15 protein-coding genes are annotated in these 16641 nt (G+C 46.4%); 8 read left to right on the top strand and 7 right to left on the bottom strand.

Going from position 1 to position 16641, the window contains the following annotated elements; genetic code table 11:
• Positions 1 to 68: 68 nt before the first annotated feature.
• The 7 genes from LJE12_RS06815 to LJE12_RS06845 all read right to left on the bottom strand — a co-directional run bounded on the left by LJE12_RS06815 (position 69) and on the right by LJE12_RS06845 (position 4476).
• On the bottom strand, positions 69 to 1274 hold the full coding sequence (locus LJE12_RS06815) for a sensor histidine kinase (protein WP_227226828.1): 1206 nt from the start codon (positions 1272 to 1274) through the stop codon (positions 69 to 71).
• Entirely contained in the window at positions 1247 to 1921 is a 675-nt protein-coding gene (locus tag LJE12_RS06820) for a response regulator transcription factor (RefSeq protein ID WP_005333533.1), read from the bottom strand. The genes LJE12_RS06815 and LJE12_RS06820 overlap by 28 nt, the downstream gene beginning before the upstream one ends.
• A 225-nt stretch (positions 1922 to 2146) precedes the next feature.
• Positions 2147 to 2530: a hypothetical protein gene (locus LJE12_RS06825; protein ID WP_226850873.1), complete on the bottom strand. Its 384-nt coding sequence runs from the start codon at positions 2528 to 2530 to the stop codon at positions 2147 to 2149.
• Positions 2531 to 2585: 55 nt separating this feature from the next.
• Complete coding sequence (locus tag LJE12_RS06830) at positions 2586 to 2819, bottom strand: LPXTG cell wall anchor domain-containing protein (RefSeq protein WP_005333531.1); 234 nt, start codon at positions 2817 to 2819, stop codon at positions 2586 to 2588.
• Positions 2820 to 2880: 61 nt separating this feature from the next.
• A complete protein-coding gene (locus LJE12_RS06835; protein ID WP_022415592.1) occupies positions 2881 to 3210 on the bottom strand; it encodes a DUF1648 domain-containing protein in 330 nt (109 codons plus the stop codon).
• An 85-nt stretch (positions 3211 to 3295) separates the two neighbouring features.
• The gene (locus LJE12_RS06840; protein WP_005333529.1) at positions 3296 to 4009 is read right to left on the bottom strand and encodes a hypothetical protein; all 714 of its coding nucleotides are present in this window, start codon (positions 4007 to 4009) and stop codon (positions 3296 to 3298) included.
• Between the two features lie 155 nt (positions 4010 to 4164).
• The gene (locus tag LJE12_RS06845) at positions 4165 to 4476 is read right to left on the bottom strand and encodes a helix-turn-helix domain-containing protein (protein WP_179960461.1); all 312 of its coding nucleotides are present in this window, start codon (positions 4474 to 4476) and stop codon (positions 4165 to 4167) included.
• Between the two features lie 448 nt (positions 4477 to 4924).
• On the opposite strand from LJE12_RS06845, the gene LJE12_RS06850 reads away from it, so the two are divergent.
• The 8 genes from LJE12_RS06850 (at position 4925) to LJE12_RS06885 (ending at position 16592) form a co-directional block, all read left to right on the top strand.
• Positions 4925 to 5302, top strand: a complete 378-nt coding sequence (locus LJE12_RS06850) for a hypothetical protein (RefSeq protein ID WP_005333524.1) — start codon at positions 4925 to 4927, stop codon at positions 5300 to 5302.
• Between the two features lie 18 nt (positions 5303 to 5320).
• Positions 5321 to 6031, top strand: coding sequence for a hypothetical protein (locus LJE12_RS06855; protein WP_227226829.1), 711 nt, complete (start codon positions 5321 to 5323; stop codon positions 6029 to 6031).
• Between the two features lie 15 nt (positions 6032 to 6046).
• Positions 6047 to 6955 (top strand): hypothetical protein, encoded by a 909-nt coding sequence (locus LJE12_RS06860; protein ID WP_227226830.1) that lies wholly within the window; start codon positions 6047 to 6049, stop codon positions 6953 to 6955.
• Position 6956: 1 nt separating this feature from the next.
• A complete protein-coding gene (locus LJE12_RS06865) occupies positions 6957 to 8648 on the top strand; it encodes a lysozyme family protein (protein WP_005333517.1) in 1692 nt (563 codons plus the stop codon).
• Between the two features lie 10 nt (positions 8649 to 8658).
• Positions 8659 to 9279 (top strand): DUF5038 domain-containing protein, encoded by a 621-nt coding sequence (locus tag LJE12_RS06870; protein WP_023921583.1) that lies wholly within the window; start codon positions 8659 to 8661, stop codon positions 9277 to 9279.
• Positions 9276 to 12473, top strand: coding sequence for a TraG/VirB4 family ATPase (locus tag LJE12_RS06875; RefSeq protein WP_227226831.1), 3198 nt, complete (start codon positions 9276 to 9278; stop codon positions 12471 to 12473). The genes LJE12_RS06870 and LJE12_RS06875 overlap by 4 nt, the downstream gene beginning before the upstream one ends.
• A 56-nt stretch (positions 12474 to 12529) precedes the next feature.
• Complete coding sequence (locus LJE12_RS06880; protein WP_023921579.1) at positions 12530 to 16162, top strand: VaFE repeat-containing surface-anchored protein; 3633 nt, start codon at positions 12530 to 12532, stop codon at positions 16160 to 16162.
• 67 nt (positions 16163 to 16229) lie between these two features.
• Positions 16230 to 16592 carry a hypothetical protein gene (locus LJE12_RS06885; RefSeq protein WP_040015509.1) on the top strand — a complete coding sequence of 121 codons (363 nt, stop codon included), beginning with the start codon at positions 16230 to 16232 and terminating at the stop codon, positions 16590 to 16592.
• Positions 16593 to 16641 lie beyond the last annotated feature (49 nt).

Consider the following 16641-nt stretch of genomic DNA (forward strand, 5'->3'; position numbering starts at 1 on the left):
AGTTTTGTAAGGGTTCCGACTATTCTCCTATTATGAGCGGCAGTGTCACTTTAAATATCATACCTTTCTCAGCCTTTCTTTTGGCTGCTATTGTCCCCCCCCTGTTCTTCTATGATCTTTCTGGCAAGATACAGACCGACACCCGCTCCGTCTTTTACCTGTTCCTTTGCTTTCCTTCCCCGGTAAAATCTCTGATAGATCTTATGCAGTTCCTCCGCAGGAATGCCCATTCCTTCATCTTCTACTTCAATAAGCACATTGCTTGCTAGCTCCTGCGTCCTCACTGTAATCGTTGTATGTTCCGGTGAATATTTGACTGCATTCTCAAGGATATTCGTTAATGCTTCTACCGTCCATTTTGAATCATGGTTCACAACTATATCATCATCCATCTCCACCTGAATGGAAATATCTTTTCCTCTTGCCTTCATATAAATCTGACTGACAGCCTCTGTTAGCGTTTTCTTCAGGCTTTCATGAAGCGAATGTATCTGGATCATATGTGTTTCCAGCCTTGAAAGATTTACCAGTTCATTCAAGAGCTGTTCCAGTTTGGTAAGTTCCTGTGATTCCTGCTCCAGAAACTCCCTCTGTTCTTCTCCTGTAACCCGATTTTCTGCCACCAGCTCATGACTCATCCGGAGTGATGCAAGCGGAGTCTTCAACTGATGGGAAATATCTGTAATCAGACTCTTCGTACCATTTTCTTCCTGCTCCAGACGTTCCTTCAAATCTTCGAAATATTGCCCCAGCTCCTTTACAGATTCCCACACCTTTAACCATTGTTCCGATTCTGATGTTTCTTCAGGATATGTTTGGAATTTTCCTTTTCTGAATTCCTGCAGACATTCATATAATTGCTGTAATTGTTCCTCATCACCGTATCTGCTCCAGTTTTTTCTTCGGTCCAGGTACAAGAACAGGCTACATACTATGACTCCCACTAGTAATCCAATTCCCCAGATAATCCTTATAACCACATCTGAAGATCCACTCCCTGAGTGATAACCATAAGTTTCTTCCAGCATCTGTACGACTCTTTCTATCTTCTGATCGTCCCGGTCTCTTATAAAATCTACTGTTCCTGACTTTTCCCAGATTGCAACTATTTCCCCTTCCAGTTCAGGATGTTCTGCAAGGAGCAGTGCTATCTGCGTTGCTTTCGCATTTTCCTCATACTTTGTTATCAGATACATTCCTACTGTAAAAAATACTGCAAAGATTACATATACGATAAAATACCGTTTTAATTTTTGTTTACCTTTCCGGTCCATATATATCCCAGTCCTCTCACATTCGCTATCTCTTCTGTTCCAAGTTTATTCTTCAGTCTGCTTATATTGACAGTAACCGTATTATCATCGACAAATTGACCGTCTATATCCCATACATGCTCCAGGATACTTTCTTTTGAAACAATCTGTCCTGCATTCTCCCAGAGATACAGCAACAGAGAGAATTCTTTCTTACTTAAAGTAACTGGTTCATCCCCTTTATACACCTGCATCGTTTTCATATGCACCGTAATCTCTCCGGAAGACATAATCTGTGCCTGTACCTTAGAAAGCCGTCTCATCAATGCGTTCACCTTCGACACCAAAGCCATCAGTGAAAATGGTTTGGTAATATAATCATCTGCCCCTGTATCATAACCATTTACAATATCTATTTCCTGATCCAAAGCCGTAAGATAGATAAGATATGTATCTCCACCTGCACGTACCATCCTTCCAAAATCCAGTCCTGTACCATCCGGCAATGTAATATCGCTGATAACAAGAGCATAATCTCCTTTTTGAAATGCTTCTTTTGCTTCCTTTATTGTATAAACCTGACGAACCTCATACCCTTCCCGTGAAAGTAACAGGGCAATTCCCCGATTTAGATTCAAGTCATCCTCCAGTAATAATATTTTCTGCATCAAATACTCCACCTCTATTTGTAATAACCTGTTCTTTTATCATATCAGTCCTATCTTTTGTCTACAATAAAAATAAAATTAACATACATACTTTTCCTTCATATGTTCAAGGATTTCACCGGATACTGCTTCAGAAATCGATCAATCCATTTCTGATTGCTTCTCTGTAACATCCGAAGTCTGGATAAAAGCTGTAGACAACTGCAGCTCTATGTTACTAAAGTCCTATCCATCAATACAGGAGTTATAGAATGCCGTGAAGATACCGTCAAATTCCATTTCAATAATATGTAGGCTGTCCATTGTGTGCTCCAGATAAGTCAGTGTTCCTCTATCCAAATCTATACTCGGCTTTCCTAGTGAGTTTGCTATTACATCTGGATTTGTAATTCCAAACATCTCCTTTATATCCGGCATAAGATAATCCACGATATCCGGCAGCCTTTTCTCATACGCCTGTGCCAGTTCAACTGCATGCTTCTCATAATCGGAATGTATACTGTCACAGACAAATTCAATCCCGTTTATTTCCATCTTATAGTAATCATTATTCTCATCATAGACAAACGCTGTACCCTTACTTTTTTTATTTTTTTCCAAAATCCCCATGATATATCTACACTTTCCCGGTTCTTCCGCCATACACAGTCTAAAAAACTGTAACTTAATGCTTACGTTTGTAAAAAATAACTCCTGCCAAAATCAATAAAATAATTCCAACTACAATCATAAAAATAAAATTATCACCATTTAACTTCCCTGCTATGAAAATAGAAGTCGGGCCATCCGCACCACCAATAACAGAAACGGCTGTGTTTTCTTTCTGCTTCAGTACAATGCCAATGACTGCCAATACAATTCCTAAAATTCCGGCTATGATTCCCAATCGCTTTTTCATTGCTACCATCTCAAATCATTTTTATCTGCTCAATCAAATGTAAATTGTTATGCAAGTATTTCTATGCAAATGAAGCATAGATAACCCATATTTCTGCAAACATTACCAATAAAAGTACACCATCTATCATCCAATTAAACTGAATGTCCGTTAAGAAAGTTTTTGAATGTGTCAGGCAATATTTTACTTTTTCTCGTCCAGTCAAAAAAGTGATAAGCACTTGTAATATAGGAAATAAAAATATTTGTATTTTTCTTCCATAATCATCCGCAATCCCATTTGCAAAATGTACTGGAATAATACTCGGTAAGAAAAATATACTTACAAGAGCAAGCAAAAATCCTATTATACAAATTATCCATGTGAATTTTCTAGTATTGATAAATTTCATAACAATCCTTCTTTCTGCTAAATTCAAGTTTTTCCAATACATAACACGTACTTACATTATACTCCTCACCAATGCAAACCTCAATTTATTCTCCATCCTTTTTCCCGTTATTAAGCTTCGGGCAGTAAAATGCCTTTACTTCCACCCCATCTTCCTCCGACTCAATTTCCACATAATAATCCCGGATAAAGTATCCCGCATTATGCTCCTGAATGGCGTACAGCTCCAATGTCTGAAAATCCACCAGTACCAGATCACGGGGCTTGGGTTTTTGCGTTTCCTCACAGAATACCTCCATGCTTTCCACCAGCTTATCCAGGCATTCCTGACACAGATGGTTCTGTACTTTTTTCACATCGAAGATACTATCTTCCCCGTAATCCACCGATACTTCGGAAATCCCGTAATCCGACATCTGCTCCGTATGGAAAAAGCAGCCGCCTTCTCCTGTCCCGGTATAACCCATATGCCCGTTTCCCTGCGGGCCGGTAAGATTCCCGTCCTCATCATGATTCCGGATATGCATATCCATCACATACCAGTGATTGGTACAGATCACTCCCAGATCGTCAAACTTCCGGAAATAATCCATCATACTCCGTTCATCGCTTCCACACAGCCAGCACTGTTTTGGATCTTTCAGCTTGCTTTCTACTGATTCAGGCACCTTTCTTTCTACCGGGTGATATTCCTGCTCCTGTGTTTTTTCAAGATAACCTGTCAGATCCAGCCGGCTGATTCCCAGTCCGATCAGAATTCCTGACGCACATGCCAATAATCCCACATATCCCTTTTTCATATTATAGTCATCCTTTAAGAATTAGTTTTATAATGCTTTTAGGATTACTATATCAAATCTTGCAATCACTTTCATCATAAATCGCATATTTTTATGTGTTTTATTGCATATACAGCTTTCAAAAAAACTGCCTGCGGCAATTTCGCAGACAGCTTCTATTTCATCATCTCTTCAATTATCACATCCAGCATCCGAAGCACGCTTTCCTGCTTCTTCGGTGTGAGCCTTTCCAGCTTTCCTTCCACTACAGAAGTATGTTCCATTCTGGTAAGAGGAATCACTTCCTTCAGCACTTCATTCGGTTCCGCACCTAATACATTCAACAGCTTTACAAATGTTTCCATCGTAGGTGTTTTCACTTCCCGCTCAATCGCACCCAGATGGTTGGTACTGATATCCACCAGTTCAGCCAGTCTCTCCTGCGTAATTCCTGCCTCTTCCCTGTACCTGCGGATTGCCTTTCCCATTCCTTTCACACGCACACCTCCTCCTTCCAGTATTCACTAACGCTTAAAGCATTAGTCATGTAAATCCAGTATAATTGGTTGCAAATCACGCTTACAGTATCCATAAGGATTGCATTTATAACGCTTTTAGCGTTGGTCACATTTTTGGCACTCCATCGTCTGTAACTGGCACAGTCCTGCGATTGTAGCGGTAATTTACCCATGTTAAAATTGATATTGTCAAAATTATATGCAGAACGAAACGCAGCACTGCCGTATGGGAAGCCTCTCCTGCGGCAAATAAGCTGCGTTTTTTCTGTAAGATAGGAGGATCTTTACAATTTCATACTTTGATTTAGGACGCAGCCTGCATTGACCGGGCTGCGTCCTTTCTTGAGGCAGGAAAACCATAAGCAAAGGCAGGGGAGGTAATTCTCCTGCCGCTCTTATAAAAAGGAGGTACTTTTACGTGAAACACAAACTGAAAAACGCTCCGCCGGACACAAAACGGCATGTCAATTATGGCAGATGCCTGTATGCTGCATTTCTGGCTGTCACAGTCCTCTGCGGATATACACAGCCGGTTTTTGCCGCTACCATCTGGACCAAAGCCAATGAGATCATGAAGGATGTCTATAACCAGATTATCCTCATTTCCACCATTGCTGCAGTCGTAACGGCATCGGTTGCCCTTCTGATGATGAATTTTTCCAAAAGCGGAAAAACCGTGGACGAATCACGTGCATGGCTCAAGCGTATCGTCATTACCTGGGCGATCTTAAACGGGCTTGGCTTTATCATGGCTTACATCACCCCGTTCTTTGCAGGCGGAAAATGGAACGGATAGACGAAAGGAGATGCCACTATGGGAATACTTGACGGAATCGTGGAATGGATTGCCGAACAGGTCATGAACATTCTGGATCTGATCACCACTTCAGTCCTCGGTGCTCTGGGCTGTTCCATGGATACGTTTCTTCGCTACTTTCCTGCAGCCGAGACCATGTATCAGGTCTTTCTGGCACTGGGCATCGGGCTGATCCTCTTAAACTGGGTATGGCAGCTCTTTAAAAATTACTTTATGGGAGCCGGTATCGAAGCGGAAGATCCCATTAAGCTGTCCATCCGTTCCTTCCTCTTTATCTTTCTCACCTTCTATGCGAAAGATATTGTGGATCTGCTCCTGAATATTTCAGGAACACCGTACAACTGGATTTTGACGGAAGACCTGCCGCCTTTAAAATTTGCGGATTTTAACTCCGTAGTCACAGTCATCCTAGGAGTCTGTGCAAATGGGGCGGTAGCCATCATTGCACTGATTCTGGTACTGATTCTGGCGTGGAACTACATCAAGCTGCTCTTTGAAGCGGCAGAACGTTATATTCTTCTGGGGGTACTGGTCTACACAGCCCCGGCAGCTTTTTCCATGGGTGCCAGCCAGTCAACTGGAAATATCTTCAAAAGCTGGTGCCGGATGCTTGGCGGCCAGTTCTTTTTGCTGCTGATGAATGCGTGGTGCCTGCGGCTGTTTACTTCTATGGTCGGCACCTTCCTTGCCAATCCGTTATCCCTATAAGAAAGGAGGACCAAAATGAAACTTAGAAAGAAACTCATACCATTCCTGGTATTAACTGCCTGTCTGGTACTGTTTTGCTCCATGCCGGTCTTTGCAGCGGAGCTTACGGAAGCAGACGTGGAAGCGGCAGTTGCCAGTCAGGGAAAGGAGGCGGTAACCGGAAATGTCTTCGTCTGGTTCCTGTGTGCCATTGCCTTTTTAAAGGTATCCCAGAAAATTGATTCTTTTCTGGCATCGCTTGGCATCAATGTCGGCAATACCGGAGGAAACATGATGGCTGAACTTCTGATTGCAGGACGGAGCCTGACCGGTTCCATGCGTTCCCATGGTGGTGGCGGCTACCGCAAAGCCTCTTCTCCCGGAAGTGCGGCTGTCGCAGGAAGCTTCCTATCCGGCGGGCTTGCCGGAGCAGTGGGAAGACAGGTACAAAGGGAAGCGGTCAATTCCGCAACCGGTTATACCGAACACAGCAGTATCGGAAACATGCTCTACCAGTCATCCCTGAACAAAGGCGGAGACTTTGCCAATCAGGTCATCAGCAACATTGCACAGGGAAATTACGGTCAGGTAGGTTCCATCAAGGGAGCAGACGCACAGAAAGCCTTTACTTCCTATATGGGCATCAATCCGGGCGGCGGTTCTTCCTATGATAATGTAGAAATCGGTGGCGGAAGGATCACCGGTACCGAAACCGGAAGCTCCGGAAACCGGGATTTTGCCCTGTACCATGCCGACCAGTATGCAGCTCCTACTCAGGGCTCCTACTCTACGGTACAGTCCGTGGATGGTTCCACCTGGTACAAGCAGTATGCACAGGATACGGTCGAAAAAACACCATATACTTCCGGCAGCGGCAAAGTAGCCTACAATGAATCCATTGTCCAGAAACTGCCGCCAGCCCCACAGCGAAAGGAGCGTATGTAACATGCCAAAAACAGCCTTGATGGGCAGTCCTCTTGCTGTCATCGGTACAGTATTCCGGCACAGGCGCACCCTTGCGAAAACTGGAGCAGCCGTCGGCGGTGTACTGATGCTTCCCATTCTGTTCCTTGTCATGCTTCCGGGACTCGTCTTCGGAGACCTCTCTGAAAATACCGGAGCACTGACCAGCAACACGGTAATCAGTGAAAATATCCGGGCTTCCAATCAGGCAATCGTGGAGGTGCTTCAGGAAAGCCATGATGCACTGCTTGCTAAGATCAATGCGGAAATTGCCAGACTCCCGGAAGGAGATACTGCCTCTATCAGCGATCCTTACGCTTCCAGTATCATCGTAAATGCGAACCAGCTCATCGCACAGTTTTGTGCCAGCCAGGATGACTATAAAAATATAAATATCAGCAAACTCAAAAGCCTGATCCGGGAAAACGAGGACGGGCTTTTTTCTTATGACGTTACTTCAGAAACGGCCACGGTGGAAGTTCCGGCGGAAGAGGAAAATGCACCACCCAGAAAGGTTACTTTTACCCGCCATACCTACACGGTCAGCTATGCCGGAGATGCCTACTTTGCAGATCACGTCTTTCATCTGACCGATAAGCAGAAAAAAACGGCAGACAGTTATGTGGAAAACCTGACCATGTTCTTTGGCGGCTCCGCTTCCGGTCTTGCCATGGCGGTAGGTGTCAGCGATGAGGTGCTGGCTTACCGGGCTACCATCCAGCAGGTCGCACAGAAATACGGCATGGAAGCTTATGTGGAACTCCTCATGGCAGTCATGATGCAGGAAAGCGGCGGGCGTGGAAGCGATCCCATGCAGGCGGCAGAAGGCGGCTTTAATAAGAAATACCCCCATGTCCCCAACGGCATCACCGATCCTGCTTATTCCATCGAATGTGGGATTCAGGAATTAAAGTATGCACTGGATAAAGCAGGATGTACCGGACCTACCGACCTGGACCGCATCAAGCTGGCGCTTCAGGGTTACAATTACGGCTCCGGCTATATCGACTGGGCAATGGAACGTGACGGCGGTTATACCAAAGAAAACGCCATTGCTTATTCGGATATGATGTGTGCCCGTCCGAACTGGCATTATGACCGGTATGGGGACAAGGAATATGTGGAGCATGTTCTCCGGTATTATCAGATTACCAATACCGGCGGAAGCTATCCGGCAAACGGAATGCAGATTCCGCACTATCTCCAGACCGATTACGGGAACATTCCTTATGGCGGCGGCTCCATCGCATCTTCCGGCTGCGGGCCTACCAGCTTTGCCATGATCGCCAGCTACCTGACCGGGAATACCATTACCCCTCCGGATGCGGTGGCATGGTGCGGGAATTCCTATTACAAGCCGGGAGTTGGAACCTACTGGAGCTACTTTCAGGCTGCAGCCAGTCATTTCGGCTGTGGCAGCGTCACACAGACCAGCAATGCCAATACGGTACTTCAGGCACTCTCCGAAGGCTGTCCGGTCATCTCCTCTCAGCGGGCAGGACTTTTCACCAGCGGCGGACACTTCATCGTACTCCGAGGTGTTACGGCAAACGGCAAGGTACTGGTCAATGATCCCAATGACAGTGACGCAAAGAACTATATTAACCGTGAATTTGATATGATGTCGGAAATCCATGCTACGGCAAATGCCTACTGGATCTTCGACAAAAAATAAAGGAGCCATTATGAACAGAACAAAAGTGATTCTTTCCATTTTTCTGATGCTGTTTCTGCTGCTTGCCGGACTGGTTCTCCCCAGTTTCTGGAAAAGCCAGAAAAAAGAAGCTTCCGGAAACAAAGGCAGGGAACCGGCAAAGGAAACAACAGAAACAAATTCTGATACCCCCATGCCGGAATATCTGGATTTTGATGCTTTAAAAGCATTTTTCTCCGACAGCCAGATTGCTTCTCTCAAAGGGCAGTTTCCTGTCTACCTAAAAGAGTATGTCAAAAAAGAACAGACAAGCATCACCTTCCTGCCGGAAAAAACCAGCTACCCTACCGAAACAACCGTCTGCCTGATGTTTTCACTTTCCGATCAGGATACGCTTCCGGTTACCTACCACACCCCGACGGGTGTGTTTTTATTTGGAGAAGACGGGGTACAGGTCTCTGCAGATACGACTGTTTACGAAAAGCAAACCGATGATTCCCTGCCGTCCCTGACTTCGCAGGACATTGAACACCTGCAGGAAGGCGGGTATCCGGATACTTCTGACAGCCCGGAAGCTCCGGACACAGAATCCGGCAGTGCCTCTGTGCCTTCCGAAGATGCGAAAGATACGAAAAAGGAGGTGCAGCCATGACACAGCCAGAAGAAACACCGGTTTCCTTTATCCCTTCCAACTTCATTGAGAAAGGCAAGATCCTAAACGGAACTTTTGACATCCGCAATGCCATAGAAAGCATTGTTCTTTCCCTGGCAATCGGTATCCCTGTTTTCCACCTGCCGCTGTCCCTGACTGCCCGCATCATCATTCTCTGCATGACCGCACTTCCAGCGGCAATGGTAGCCCTGATTGGAATCGGCGGGGAGAGCATCACTGCCTTTTTGATGAATGCCCTGCGTTTTGTAGTGAACCGCAGGGTAATCTGGAGGTCCGACAGTCTTCCGGAAGGAAAGCCACGCAGGAAACCACGTTTCAAAGAGCCAAAGACAAAGAAACACCGGAAAGCAGAAAAAATGGCAGAGCCTTCCAAAGTAATGGCATCGGCTCCCCCACAGTCTGAACCGGACGCACCAGCTCCGCCAAAAAGTAAAAAAAAAGAACACCGGCAGTTTGATACCTCCACCAAGCGGGGCATCAAAAAACAGGCAAAGGAAGATATCCGTTATCTGAAGTGGGAGCAGAAAGAAGCCAGCCGACAGAAAAAAGAGGCGGCGAAACAGATAAAAATACAGAAAAAAACGGAAGCCCGGAGACGAAAGGAGGAAGAAAAACGGGCAGTTTCCGAAAAGCGGGCTGCAAAAAAAGAGCAGAAAAAAAAGGTGGTTTCCAAGAAGGACGCCTCATCTGCCACGGCAAACCCCGTTTCCCGGAAAAAGCGAAAGAAAGACCAGACCTTGGAGGATTATCTTCCGGTGGAAAAAATCGAAAACGGGATCGTCTATACCACAGACGGACGGTACGTGAAGATCCTGGAGATTGAACCAATCAACTTCCTGCTTCGAAGTGCCAGAGAACAGCAGGGCATCATTTACAGCTTTATCAGCTACTTAAAGATCAGCCCGGTCAAACTCCAGATCAAGATGATCTCCAAAAAAGCAGACATCAATAAGCATTTGGAGCAGTCCCGGCTGGAGCTGGAGCGGGAAACCGATCCTCATTGTCAGGAACTGCAGCGTGACTACATCCAGTTTGTCCAGAACTTAAGTTCCAGAGAAGCAGTATCCAGACGGTTCTTTCTGATCTTTGAATATGAACCATTCAACGCAAACCGAAAGGAAGAGGAACGGGAAATCCTTGCTGCTCTTGAGACAGCCTCCCAGACCGCCAAAACCTTTCTATACCAGTGCGGGAATGAAGTGGTCTCCCATGACAATGAGGATGAATTTACTACGGATGTTCTCTACACCCTTTTAAACCGTACCCTTTGTACGGAGGTTCCGCTTTCGAACCGGATCAGCACTGTACTGTCCGCCTATACAAAGGAAAATCGCATGGAGGAACTGGATCACATCCGGATCAACGAGTTTCTCGCACCGGAAAGTGTGGATTTCAAGCACTCCCATTATGTGCAGATCAATGGGCTTTACCATTCCTACCTGCTTGTGCCGTCTGACGGCTACAAAAACCGGGTAACTCCCGGATGGCTGTCACTCCTTGTCAATGCCGGGGAAGGGATTGATATTGATTTCTTTCTCCAGAAACAGCCAAAGGACAAGATTCAGCAGCGTCTCGGTCAGCAGATCCGTATCAACCGTTCCAAATTAAAGGATGCGTCCGATACCAACACTGATTATGACGATCTGGATTCTGCCATCCGCTCCGGATATTTTCTGAAGCAGGGACTTGCCAACAACGAAGATTTCTATTACATGAATCTTCTCATCACCATTACTGCTTCCACGTTGGAAGAACTGCAGTGGCGGATTCAGGAAATGAAAAAGCTCCTGATCTCGCAGGATATGAACTTACACTCCTGCTACTTTTTACAGGAGCAGGGATTTTTATCCTCTCTGCCGCTGGCAAATCTGGACAAGAAGCTTTTTAAGCTGTCCAAGCGGAACGTACTGACTTCCGGGGCGGCAAGCTGCTATCCCTTCGTCAGCTACAGTATCTGCGATGATAACGGAATCCTCTTTGGGGTAAACAAGCATAACAATTCCCTGGTCATTGCGGATATCTTTGATTCCAGGCAGTACAAGAACAGCAACATCTGTATCTTAGGCTGTTCGGGAGCAGGAAAGACCTTCACCATGCAGACCATGGCACTAAGGATGCGAAGAAAAGGCATCCAGGTGTTCATCATCGCTCCGCTAAAGGGACACGAATTTTACCGGGCTGCAAGGAATGTCGGCGGAGAATTTATCCAGATCTCTCCTGCCAGTAAGAACTGTATCAACATCATGGAAATCCGGAAGGTAGACAATTCTGTAAATGAACTGCTGGACGGACCGACACTGGATGCCTCCGCACTGGCAGGCAAGATCCAAAGGCTTCACATCTTCTTCAGTCTGCTGATCCCGGATATGTCCCATGAGGAGAAGCAGCTTCTGGATGAAGCCCTAATCAAAACCTATGCCAGAAAAGGGATTACACATAAAAATGAATCCCTGACAGATCCGCAGCATCCGGAGCAGTACAAAAAGATGCCCATTCTGGAGGATGTCTACAATGTCCTGCTGGAAAGCGAGGATACCAAACGTCTGGCTCATATCCTGAACCGCCTGGTTCACGGTTCTGCTTCTTCCTTTAACCAGCAGACCAATGTGGACCTGACCAATAAATATACGGTACTGGATATCTCCGAACTGACCGGTTCCAGCGATCTTTTAACGGTCGGCATGTTCGTTGCCCTGGATTATGTCTGGGATAAAGCGAAGGAAAACCGTACCGAAGAGAAAGCCATCTTTGTCGATGAGGTCTGGCAGCTCATCGGTGCATCCAGCAACCGGCTTGCAGCGGAATTCGTACTGGAGATTGCCAAGATCATCCGTGCTTACTCCGGAGCCGGCATCTTTGCCACACAGGATCTGAACGACTTCTTTGCTCTGGATGACGGAAAGTACGGCAAGGGTATCATCAATAACTGCAAGACCAAGATCATCCTGAACATGGAGGATGAAGAGGCACAGCGGGTGAAGACTATCCTGCATTTATCGGAAACAGAAGTAATGAACATCACCCATTTCCAGCGGGGCAACGGTCTGATCTCAACCAACAACAATAACATCACTGTGGAATTTAAGGCTTCCAATCTGGAAAAGGAGCTGATTACCACAGATCGGCAGGAGCTTCTGGAAATCCTTGCAAAACAGAAGAAACAGGCTGTGTAACTTTGGGCAGCACTGACGCTGCCCTTTTCATTTGAACTTCAAGAAGGAGGAGACTTATGTTACAGACATACAAATCCTATACCAGACGGACGCTGGCTATGCTGCTGGCAGTCCTTGTCGCAGTCGGCGCATTGTTTTCCGGCAGTTTTCCGGTTCATGCAGCCGACGGCACCATCAGCTATAAGGCAGGTGCCAATATCCCTTACGGCAGCTATTTTACCTCCCGCATGAGCTTTGACGGGAGCAATACTGCCTACTGCGTGGAACCACTGAAGAAAACACCTTCCTCCGGTTCCTATTCCTATGACCTTTTAAGCCAGAACTCCCCGCTCAGAAAAGCGCTCTACTACTTAAACGGCGGCTACGGCTACGATAAAGTCGTCAAGGATAAATATTTCAGCGGCTGGAGTGATGATAACAGCTATGTCATCGGACATCTGGTTGTCGCTTACATCTATGCCGGTAATTCCGCTGACACCGGAGCTTTCCATGGCGCCCCACAGTCCTATATTGATAAAGCACTGGAAGTAGCCAGTGCCATTCAGGGACTTCCGAACCCGCCGGAAGGCTTCCGGGCATTCATCGTTCCGGGACAGGGCAGCCAGACCATTGCCGGAAGCTGGTATCAGGTTCCAAACGGCTGGATCGAACTGAAAAAATCTTCTGCCAACGGAAGCGTATCGGACGGGAATCCGAATTACAGCTTAAAGGGTGCTGTGTATGGGATCTATCAGGGTGAGAAGCTCATCCAGAAACTGACCACTGATGAAAACGGGTATGCCAGATCCGGCGAACTGGAGGAAGGCGATTATACCATAAAAGAGCTCTCTGCTTCCAAAGGCTACATTGTAGACACCAAAGCTCACAAAGTCACCGTAAAAGCAGAACAGACTTCTGCTGCAAACGTAACAGATATTCCGCAGAATAATCCCATGAATCTGGTGCTTGAAAAGCTGGATGCCGAAACAAAGAAAGCCTCCCCACAGGGAGCAGCTTCCCTTGCAAACGCAGAATTTACAGTCAAGTTCTATACCGAGCAGTCTGACAGTGATCCTGCGGAAGCTGGAAAGAAACCGGCACGTACCTGGGTATTAAAAACAGATGTTTCCGGAAAGATGCATTTTACCAAAGATTCCTTTGTAAGCGGCGATGCCTTTTACTATACCAGTGATGGCAAGACCGTCTGTCTTCCGCTCGGTACCATAACGGTACAGGAAAGCAAAGCCCCTGCCGGATACCAGCTCAATCCAACTGTCTTCGTACAGAAAATTACAGGTGACGGTAAGCAGGAAATGGTTTCGGTATACCAGTCTTCTACCATAGAAGAATCTGTCATCCGTGGCGGAGTGAAGATCCAGAAACGTGACAGCGAGACCGGAGAAGCAAAACCGCAGGGTTCTGCCACTTTGGAAGGTACTGTCTTTGCGATCACTACGTTAAATGAAAATCCGGTATTAGTAGACGGAACATCCTACACGAAAGATCAGGTTGTCCTTACACTTACTGCCGATAAATCCGGTTCTGCTGCAACTGCAAAAGATGCTCTCCCATTCGGACATTACCGTGTGGATGAAACAACTGCACCTTCCGGTTATCTGAACAGCGGAAAGATCTCTGTAGAATTTGACATCACAGAACAGGGAAAAATCGTGGAACTGACTGCAAAAGACAATTCCATCTCCAATCAGGTCATCCGCGGGGATCTGGAATTTGTCAAGATTGCTGACGGCAGCCAGAACCGTCTGGCAAATGTGCCATTTAAGATCACTTCCAAAACAACAGGCGAAAGCCATGTGATTGTGACAGATGCCAACGGTTATGCCAGCACTTCCTCCAAATGGAACAAACATACCGCAAATACCAACCGGGGTGAGTCTTCGGAAGACGGCATCTGGTTCGGCACCTCCAAACCGGATGATTCCAAAGGCGCTCTCATTTACGATACTTACACTCTGGCGGAACAGCGTTGTGATTCCAACAAAGGCATGGATCTTTTAACCTTTGAAGTCAAGGTTTATAAGGATTCTGTTCTGATACAGGTTGGAACTCTGACCGATGATGCCATTGAGATCGGCACGACTGCTCTGGATGCCGAGACCGGTACACACATGAGCCAGCCGGCAAAAGAAGTGACCATTGAAGACGTTGTGGAATACGAAGGACTGAAAAAGGGCCAGAAATACAAACTGACTGGAACCTTAATGGATAAAAAAACCGGGGAACCAATCCTTGTGGATGAAAAACCGGTGATTTCTGAAACTGAATTTACTGCAAAGAAATCCTCCGGCTCCGTCAAAGTAACCTTTACCTTTGATGCAACTTCCTTAAAGGGAAAAACAACCGTTGTCTTCGAGGAATTATATCAGGATGAGATGCAGCTTGCAGTCCATACCGACATCAACGATGAAGACCAGACCATCTATTTCCCGGAAATCAAGACTACTGCGAAAGATGCGGACACGAACTCCAATATTTCCTGTGCAAAGGAAGAAATCACGCTGGTGGATACGGTTTCCTTTAAGGGGCTGGTTCCTAACCAGAAATATGAAGTGACTGGAACTCTGATAGATAAAGAAACAAAGAAACCAGTCGAAGCAGACGGAAAACCGGTGACAGCAAAAGCATCCTTCAAGCCAAAAGAATCCGCTGGTACGGTAGATGTTACCTTTACCTTTGATGCCAGCTCCTTAAAAGGGAAAACAGTAGTTGTCTTTGAATCCCTGGCTTACAAAGACAAGGAAGTTGCCGTACACACAGACATTGCGGATGAAGGACAGACTATTTACTTCCCGGAAATCAAAACCACTGCAACAGATGCTGCTTCCGGCACACACTATGCAAAACCGGAAAAAGAACTGACGCTTACAGACCTTGTGGAATACAAAAACCTGATCCCAGGCAAAGAGTACAAGCTGACAGGAACACTCATGGATGCGGAAACCGAAAAACCTTTCGATGTGGATGGCAAAGCTGTGACTGCAGAAACAAGTTTCACTCCGGAAGAAGCTAACGGCAGCGTAGAGCTTTCCTTTACCTTTGATGCCTCTGCACTTTCCGGAAAAACGCTCGTGGCATTTGAAACAATGACTTTTGAAGATCACGAAGTAGCGGTACATGCGGACATCAAAGATGCCAACCAGACCATCTACTTCCCGGAAATCAAAACCACAGCCAAAGACGGCAGTGACGGGGATCAGGATGTCTCTGCTTCCAAGGAAGCGACTATCGTAGATACGGTCACTTATCATGGTCTGATGCCTGGATCTGAGTACAAAGTCATCGGAACCCTGATGAATAAGGAAACCGGAGAGGCTTTGTTAAAAGACGGAAAACCAGTTACCGCTCAGGCAGAATTTAAAGCAGAAAAAGCTGGCGGCTCTGTGGAAGTTACCTTTACCTTCGACGCTTCTGCTCTTGCCGGACAGGATGTGGTTGTCTTTGAAAAGCTCTACTATACAGACGGAAAAACCGAGCATGAGATTGCTTCCCATGAGGATCTGAAGGATGAAGGTCAGACCGTACACATGACGGAGCTTCCGAAAGAACCGGAGACGCCTCCGGTAGCTCCGCCTGTAAAGACCGGCGATGAGACGCCGCTTCTCCTGTATGCCGGAATCGCCATAGCTGCACTTGCAGGTGCAAGTGTCCTGGGCATCGTTTACTTCAAACGCAAAAAGAAACATCAGTAACTCATAACGAAGACTCCTGCAGGCAGCTCCCACATGGAACTGCCTGCTTCTTTAGTAGGTGATGAATATGAAACACCCCCACTGCAAGACAGATGCCAAGCACATCCGTCATTTTCTGAACCTCTGTGAAGGGAACTGGCACTCCTGTATCTACGTCTGGTGCCGCACTTGTAACGCACAGGAAAGCTGTGAGAACTCTGGCTTTTTATTCCATCCGGATGAAACGGGAAGCCCCTGCATCCTCCCTCTTTCAGATGCAGCGCTTTTGTTTCCCCGGATACCGGAGCCAACCGAATGTACCGGAAGCATGAGCATTGCTGCTTTTACAGAGCTTTATCTGCCCTATCTGGCCGCTCAGAAGCTGCCTTTAAAGCCATGTCCCATTCCGGCACTGCTCCGGCTTCAGGAGAACCAGCAATATGACTGGTAACAAAAAGTTGCACTTTCAGGCTCTTATACGTACAGGATATGTAAAGAAA

The sequence above is a fragment of the Blautia sp. DFI.6.71 genome, from assembly GCF_020593585.1.
In the GTDB taxonomy this organism is placed as follows: Bacteria; Bacillota; Clostridia; order Lachnospirales; family Lachnospiraceae; genus Blautia_A; species Blautia_A wexlerae.